7 protein-coding genes are annotated in these 7082 nt (G+C 44.6%); 6 read left to right on the top strand and 1 reads right to left on the bottom strand.

Annotation, left to right across the window (positions count from 1 at the left end; all coding sequences use genetic code 11):
- Positions 1 to 75 precede the first annotated feature (75 nt).
- Entirely contained in the window at positions 76 to 1404 is a 1329-nt protein-coding gene (locus AB4496_RS06320) for an anaerobic C4-dicarboxylate transporter (RefSeq protein WP_004732879.1), read from the bottom strand.
- 411 nt (positions 1405 to 1815) lie between these two features.
- Here AB4496_RS06320 and AB4496_RS06315 point away from each other — a divergent pair, with 411 nt between their 5' ends.
- The 6 genes from AB4496_RS06315 to AB4496_RS06290 all read left to right on the top strand — a co-directional run bounded on the left by AB4496_RS06315 (position 1816) and on the right by AB4496_RS06290 (position 6740).
- The gene (locus tag AB4496_RS06315) at positions 1816 to 2475 is read left to right on the top strand and encodes an HAD family phosphatase (protein ID WP_009846189.1); all 660 of its coding nucleotides are present in this window, start codon (positions 1816 to 1818) and stop codon (positions 2473 to 2475) included.
- Between the two features lie 210 nt (positions 2476 to 2685).
- Positions 2686 to 3312: an HD domain-containing protein gene (locus AB4496_RS06310; RefSeq protein WP_009846188.1), complete on the top strand. Its 627-nt coding sequence runs from the start codon at positions 2686 to 2688 to the stop codon at positions 3310 to 3312.
- A gap of 42 nt (positions 3313 to 3354) precedes the next feature.
- Complete coding sequence (locus AB4496_RS06305) at positions 3355 to 3882, top strand: GNAT family N-acetyltransferase (protein WP_009846187.1); 528 nt, start codon at positions 3355 to 3357, stop codon at positions 3880 to 3882.
- A 155-nt stretch (positions 3883 to 4037) separates the two neighbouring features.
- The gene (locus AB4496_RS06300; RefSeq protein WP_102258359.1) at positions 4038 to 4724 is read left to right on the top strand and encodes a DNA-3-methyladenine glycosylase I; all 687 of its coding nucleotides are present in this window, start codon (positions 4038 to 4040) and stop codon (positions 4722 to 4724) included.
- A 257-nt stretch (positions 4725 to 4981) separates the two neighbouring features.
- A complete protein-coding gene (locus AB4496_RS06295; protein ID WP_009846185.1) occupies positions 4982 to 5863 on the top strand; it encodes an AEC family transporter in 882 nt (293 codons plus the stop codon).
- 349 nt (positions 5864 to 6212) lie between these two features.
- The gene (locus AB4496_RS06290; protein ID WP_232281801.1) at positions 6213 to 6740 is read left to right on the top strand and encodes a hypothetical protein; all 528 of its coding nucleotides are present in this window, start codon (positions 6213 to 6215) and stop codon (positions 6738 to 6740) included.
- Positions 6741 to 7082 lie beyond the last annotated feature (342 nt).

Genomic DNA, 7082 nt, shown 5'->3' with positions numbered 1-7082 from the left:
GCGCTGTTTTTGTTTGTTATCTCGTTATCGCTTAATTAAGCGACAAGAAGTCAGATTAAGCGATAAAAAGTGAGACTAAGCGATGAAAATCTGTGCCAATGCGTAGCCTAAACAACATGCACCCACTACACCGATTAAACCGACCGACATGAATGAGTGGTTGAAATACCACTTACCAATCTTGGTGGTACCAGAGACATCGAAGTTAACCGTAGCGATATCTGATGGGTAGTTCGGGATGAAGAAGTAGCCGTAAACCGCTGGCATTAAGCCGATAAGCAGGGCTGGGTCTAGTCCTAAGCCAAGACCAACAGGCAGCATCATACGTGCAGTAGCGGCTTGCGAGTTCACCACAACCGATACAATGAATAGCGCTAGTGCAAACGTCCATGGGTAGTTAGTCACCATTTCCACGATGCCCGACTTGAACTGAGGCATTGCGTATTGGAAATAGGTATCCGACATCCAAGCGATACCGAAGATAGCAATCGCTGCCACCATACCCGATTTGAATACCACGCCGTTTGGCACATCACGCGGGTCAGTTTTGGTCGCTAACAAAATGATACCGCCGAAACAGAGCATCATCATTTGGATGATCACCGACATCTTGATTGGCTTGTCGCCGTCTACGATGGTTCTGATCTCAGGCACCATCGCCACGATAACAATCACCACAATCGACAATAAGAAAATCAATACTGCATTACGAGCCGAAGTTGGAAGTACTTCATCCAAAGACGTCGCAGTGGTGCTTTCGATGCGCTTTTTCCACTCAGGATCTTTTAGACGCGCTTGGTATTCAGGATCGTCGTTCAGTTCTTTACCACGTTTCAAGCTATACAGAGAAAGTAAAAGTGTGCCGAACAGCGTTGCAGGAACCGTCACCATCAAAATAGAAAGCAGAGTAATAGAGTGTTGGATATCAGAAAGTTGCGCGAGGTAATAAACCACTGCTGCCGAGATTGGAGATGCAGTAATCGCCAGTTGAGATGCAACAGATGCAGCCGCCATTGGGCGCTCAGGACGAATACCATTCTTCAGTGCAACATCACCGATGATAGGCATGATGGAGTAAACCGCGTGGCCAGTACCTAATAGGAATGTCATCGAGTAAGTCACGAACGGTGCTATCAAGGTGACGCGTTTCGGGTTCTTTCTCAGTACCCTTTCGGCCACTTGCAGCATGTATTTCAAGCCACCAGCCGCTTCAAGAATAGAAGCACAGGTAACAACAGCGAGGATGATCAGCATTACGGTGACAGGTGGAGACGTTGGTGGCATCTTGAAGACAAACACCTCGATAACCAAGCCAATACCAGAAACAACACCTAAGCCAATACCGCCATATCGAGACCCGATATAAAGAACGACTAATAAAAATAGAAACTCAAAATACAACATAAGCAACCCTGCTAAAAATGTGGACTAATGATATTTTGTCCCTAAGTTCCGCTATTTACTTATCGCTTGGTCACACTATGATTGCAGACTCTCGCAAATTGTTTTTTCTAAGATTATGGTCACGCTAACTGAACCGTAAGTTTATGAAATGTAATAGGAAGACAGACTCTAAATCTAAATTTGTTATGTACGATAACCATTATTGTGACTGTTAGATCTGCATGGCCTATAAAGTGCCAGATTCATAACTTAACGATATTATTTTATTCATAATCAATCATATATAAAGTCATCCAGAAGCATACTCCCAATCTAACTAAGCATATTCTTACTGAACACTGACTCGCCTATCCCGAGACACTATGTCAAAATACTCGCCCTCACGATGACAACACAGAAAGAACCACGGATATGAATTTTCAAGCTGCTATTTTTGATATGGATGGACTGTTACTCGACACCGAGCGACTTTGTATGCAGATTTTTGAAGAAGCATGTCACGCGCAAGATGTTCCGTTCTTGCAAGATGTTTACTTAGGCATCATTGGTTGTAACGCAAAAACCATCGAACAAATTTTTAGAAAGGGCTACGGCGAAGGGTTAGATTACCCGGCGCTGAACACCGAATGGCGCACTCGCTACAATGCGGTTGTTAAGCACCAAGCAATCCCAGTTAAAGATGGTGTTATCGAACTACTTGAATGGCTTAAAGCAAACGACATTCCAATCGCGGTTGCGACCTCCACTCAGCTTGATATCGCGAAAAAGAAGCTTGAACTGGCTGGGTTAGATTCTTACTTCGCTTCGTTAAGCACAGGCTGTGAAGTCACCAATGGTAAGCCTCACCCTGAGATCTACTTGCTAGCGGCAGAGCGCTTAGGTGTTGCACCTGAAAATTGCCTAGCGTTTGAAGATTCAAACAACGGTATTCGCGCATCTATGGCAGCCAACATGATCAGCTTCCAGATCCCAGATTTGGTAGAACCATGTGACGAAGTGAAAGCGCTTGGTCACACGATCAGCCCTTCCCTACATCATGTGTTAGCGCAGCTTCAGCAAGCCGTCGCTTAAGCTCTAATTACTGTTGATAATGCTTTTATCTATCTCGTCCTAAAATACGTAGACAAGCCTCTCTATTAAACCGACTCACTGAGTCGGTTTTTTTGTTTATATTCCTTTTATAAAAGATAAAAAATCGCGCAAGAAACTGTTACAGTCGAGATGAAACGATACTAATCGATAAGCAACATTGATAACGTCTACAGATGGAGAAAGGGACGCGTGATTAAAAGATTTGAAAGCCAACTGCTTGATTTTGCTCAGCAAGAGATGACACAGGATGCCGCGCACGACATCAGCCATATCAAGCGAGTAGTCAAAACTGCTGAGGTTTTGTGTACTCAAGAACAGGCTAAGCTTGAGGTCGTTCTTCCTGCCGCTTACCTTCATGATTGCTTCACCTTCCCTAAGAACCACCCAGACAGAGCCCAAAGCTCAAAAATGGCGGCAGACAAGGCGATCTCTTTCCTCAAATCTATCGAGTATCCCGCGTCCTATCTCGACGAAATCCATCACGCTATTGTCACTCACAGTTACAGCGCCAACATCACACCAGAAACCTTGGAAGCACAGATTGTTCAAGACGCAGATCGCCTAGATTCTCTCGGTGCGATTGGCATTGCTCGCTGCCTATACGTGGGTCAAAGCTTTAACGCTGAACTCTATAACCACGAAGACCCATTCGCGAAGCAGCGTGACTTGGATGACAAGCACTACAGCGTCGACCATTTCTACGTGAAGCTGTTCAAGCTAGCTGAAACCATGAATACAGAATCAGCCAAATTAGAAGCCAATAAGCGCACCGACTACATGCGTGGATTTCTTGATCAGTTGGCCGCAGAAGTTTAACGGCTTAGAAAAAGAGACACGCGATAAGGAAGAGAGAAGGATATGGAAATAAACCGCTTTAAAGCATCCGACGCCGACGAGATCGTCACTTGGTTTACATCCCTAGAAGACTACGTTCTATGGGGCGGACGGACATTTGGTTGGCCCTTAAAAGCAGCCTCCATCATCGAACGTTCTCAAGAACCACATGTCGAGCTATATACCTTTTCTGCATCTAAGTCATACTCTGAACCGAACGCCGATTCAAACGCCAACTCAAATACCGATGACTTGCTTGGCTTTATGGAGTTTCAACGCATGTCAGACAATGAACTTCGCTTTTGCCGAGTCGCGATTAACCCAAACCAACGAGGTAAAGGGCTTGGGCAATCCATGATAGAAAGTGCATTAGAAGCTGCGAAAGAAATCCCAAATATCACCACCATCACCTTGGCCGTATTTAAGCAAAACCACGGAGCAAAACGCTGCTACGACAAAGCAGGATTTCAGGTGGTAGACAAAGAGCCGAGCGTGAAAGAGTTCAATGGCAAAACGTGGCCCTTGTATCAGATGGAATTAAAGCTCTGCTAGTTCATTTTAATTGTCAGGTTAATTTTAGTTACCAGGATTGTTTTAATTAACAGACTTATTTAGTTAATCGACTTGTTTTAATTGCCAGATTCAGCCCCATATCATTAAGCACTGGCTACATACTCAAGATACACAGATGTAATTTGGAACCTCCAATGACCCAAGAAAAATTCGACACTATTTATCAACGTGCAGCTCACCGTAAAGGCGGAGCAGCCGAACTCGAAAAGATTGTTCGTGCGCCCCTTTCCCAAGCCGAGTTATCGCAAATCACCGAAGACCGTTGGCTAGCCGCCTTTACTGAAAAAGTATTCCAGTGTGGCATTTCGTGGAATGTGGTGAGAAAGAAATGGCCGCAATTTGAAGAGGTGTTCTTTGAATTCAACATCGAGAAAATGCTGATGCTGCCGAATGAAATGTGGGAACAGAAAGCACAAGACCCGCGCATTATTCGCCACCTCACTAAAGTGATGACCATCCCTGCCAACGCCACCATGATCCACAATGCCAAGCGTGAAGCCGATTCATTCTCGAAAATGGTTGCCGACTGGCCATCAGAACGTATCACCGAGCTGTGGGATTACCTGAAAAAACACGGCAAGCGACTAGGTGGTAATACTGGTGCCTACACTCTGCGCCAAATGGGCAAAGACACCTTCATCTTGTCGTCGGATGTTGAAGCGCACCTACGCAGTACCGATGTGCTAGATAGCGGCCGTAACACCAAGCGAGCACAACTGGCAGCGGGTAAAGCCTTCAACGAATGGCAGCAACAATCAGGTCGTAGCCTGAGCGAAATCAGCCAGATCGTTGCCTACAGCTGTGGTGATAATCGCGTTTAGTGGTCACCGTAGTTAATTAAAGAACCCGTCCAGATTTATCTAGCCTTTAAAGACCCGTTGCTGATGCCACTGGTCTTTTTTGTGCTTCATTCAAAGAAATGTAAATTAACCGCTGACAGACAACGATCTTCGGTGACGCCAAGTCATTATGTTGATAGGTTAATGTTTATACATCTCGATTTCATACGTATCTATAGCGCTCTCTAAAACATTCGTTTCTCCGCTAAATGGATGTACTAAACCTAGAAAGGAATTCTATGTTCGAACAGGTCATCAGCATTCTGTTTCCCGTTTTTGCTTTAGCCAGTGCTGGCTTTGCGGTCGGTCGTTGGCTCAAGCCCGATTTCAAACCGATCAATCGCATCAACATGGATGTGTGTATCCCTGCGCTAGTGTTTGCATCGCTGACCACCATGCCTCTCGACACAGAGCAATTGCCACTCATAACCGCTTCTTTGGTCGCAGTGTTAGTGCCTGCATTGTTGATGATTCCGATCTGTAAGATCTTTAAGCTCAATTTCAAGGCTTGGGCTCCGCCACACATGTTCCGTAATAGTGGCAACCTAGCCATTCCCCTATTCACTTATACCTTTGGCGAGAGCGCATTAGCCCCTGCGGTATTACTATTTGTGGTATCGGCATGTGTCCATATCAGTGTGGGGTTGGCGCTATTGAGCGACGGTAATCCGATCAAACAGATCCTCAAGATGCCAATCTTCTTAGCGGCTGCGCTAGCGATGACGCTCAACCTGTCTGGAATTACCGTGTGGAATCCAATCTACGAAGCCACATCACTGCTTGGGCAAGCTGCTGTTCCTATCATGCTATTGTCGTTAGGTTCGCAAATGGTCAACTTGAGACTGAGCGGATTAAAGGTCGGCTTGTTGTGTACGGCTCAATCCCTGTTTACAGGGGCGATCGCTTTTACCATCATCTATTTCTTTATCCCGCTGCCGACGCTGCACTTACAAATGATGGTACTGTTCACCATGCTGCCACCCGCTGTGATGAACTACCTGTTTGCAGAGAGGTTCAATGTCGAGCCCCCTAAGGTCGCATCTATGGTGTTGTTTGGTAACTTCCTAAGTGTGGTTACCCTACCAATCTTGTTGTCGTTCGCACTGTCTATATCGAGTTGAATCTCGATCTAAGGGAAGATTTGTCATTCATTACAGTTATAAAAATGGGCAGATAAACTGCCCATTTTTGCATTCATACAGTTAGGATTAACTATTTCCATAATTGAACCAGAACTTAGAGCTATACAAAAAAAATTAAAATCGTTGTTGGTTATTGCAGTTATGTTTAATATACAATCATCAAGCAAAGGAATGGGTTATCGCCCCCCTATACAGCACAATCAAGATGGACAACAAGAACAGACATTTTCTTTGACTTAACTTTCGAAGAACTTCATCGCTTTGGCGTGACAATAAATAAAGCATGACCAAGCGCTTTACTCCACTATTACTATCTTTTGTAAGTCATATGAAAATTAAAAATGTAATACCTCTACTGCTATGCCTCTTCTCTCATCAAGCTATATCTGCGGCAAATTTCACAACGGACTTTGTAGAACTTGGGATGCAAGCAAAGCCTATGGGGTTAAGCGTGGATGGTGGACGCGACATCAACGATAGCTTGGCGATTTTGGGCGGCCTTAGTACCAACACAGCCGAAGATGAAAGCAACTTTGATGCGTACATCGGCCCTCAAGTTTATGGTCCAATAACTCAAGGGATCGACTTAAATACGCAGCTGCTACTCCATTTCAACAAAAACTCATACGCAGCTGGAGAAACGAAAGCTTATGTCGAATTTAATGCGGGTATTCGAGCGTGGATCACTCAGAGAGTAGAAGCCCATGTGCTTGCGGGTTCTAACGGAGAGCACTCAATCTTTACGTTTGGAGCCAGGTTCCATGCCACAGATAAAGCAGTGTTTGCAGTTGCTTCCAAAAACAACGGTCTTTACGGCCCTCAATTACAACTTTCGGTTAGATATCAATTTAAGTAGCCACCTTTATAAACAACTTTCCGCTACTGTTGGATCCAACATAAAAATAGCGTCAGTAATTCAATACTGACGCTATTTTTTTATCTCTAATTCAGACACATCCTATTAGTTATACGCTTACCTAAAGTTATACGCTTGCCTAGCTATTGAGTTACCCATTGATATAGCGATGAACCGTGAACTACAAACATTCAGTGAACTATGAGCATTTATCCAACTTGAGCTCTGCTGTCACCTTAGTAAGACGTAGTGCAATCGCGAAACACACTAAGTAAGGACTCACATACCAAAAGATACTTTCTAGGGGCAGCTTCACCTGCGCTTCTCTGGTTTTTATATATT

The organism is Vibrio sp. 10N.222.46.A1 (assembly GCF_041473595.1).
Lineage (GTDB): Bacteria > Pseudomonadota > Gammaproteobacteria > Enterobacterales > Vibrionaceae > Vibrio > Vibrio tasmaniensis_A.
The sequence above is the reverse complement of the archived record's forward strand: the minus strand, read 5'-3'. Positions and strand labels throughout refer to the sequence as shown.

Bases quoted from the DNA above. Each gene is read 5' to 3' on its own strand.
- AB4496_RS06320 (WP_004732879.1), bottom strand. From the start codon at position 1,404: ATGTTGTATTTTGAGTTTCTATTTTTATTAGTCGTTCTTTATATCGGG.
- AB4496_RS06295 (WP_009846185.1), top strand. From the start codon at position 4,982: ATGTTCGAACAGGTCATCAGCATTCTGTTTCCCGTTTTTGCTTTAGCC.
- AB4496_RS06300 (WP_102258359.1), top strand. From the start codon at position 4,038: ATGACCCAAGAAAAATTCGACACTATTTATCAACGTGCAGCTCACCGT.
- AB4496_RS06315 (WP_009846189.1), top strand. From the start codon at position 1,816: ATGAATTTTCAAGCTGCTATTTTTGATATGGATGGACTGTTACTCGAC.
- AB4496_RS06305 (WP_009846187.1), top strand. From the start codon at position 3,355: ATGGAAATAAACCGCTTTAAAGCATCCGACGCCGACGAGATCGTCACT.
- AB4496_RS06290 (WP_232281801.1), top strand. From the start codon at position 6,213: ATGAAAATTAAAAATGTAATACCTCTACTGCTATGCCTCTTCTCTCAT.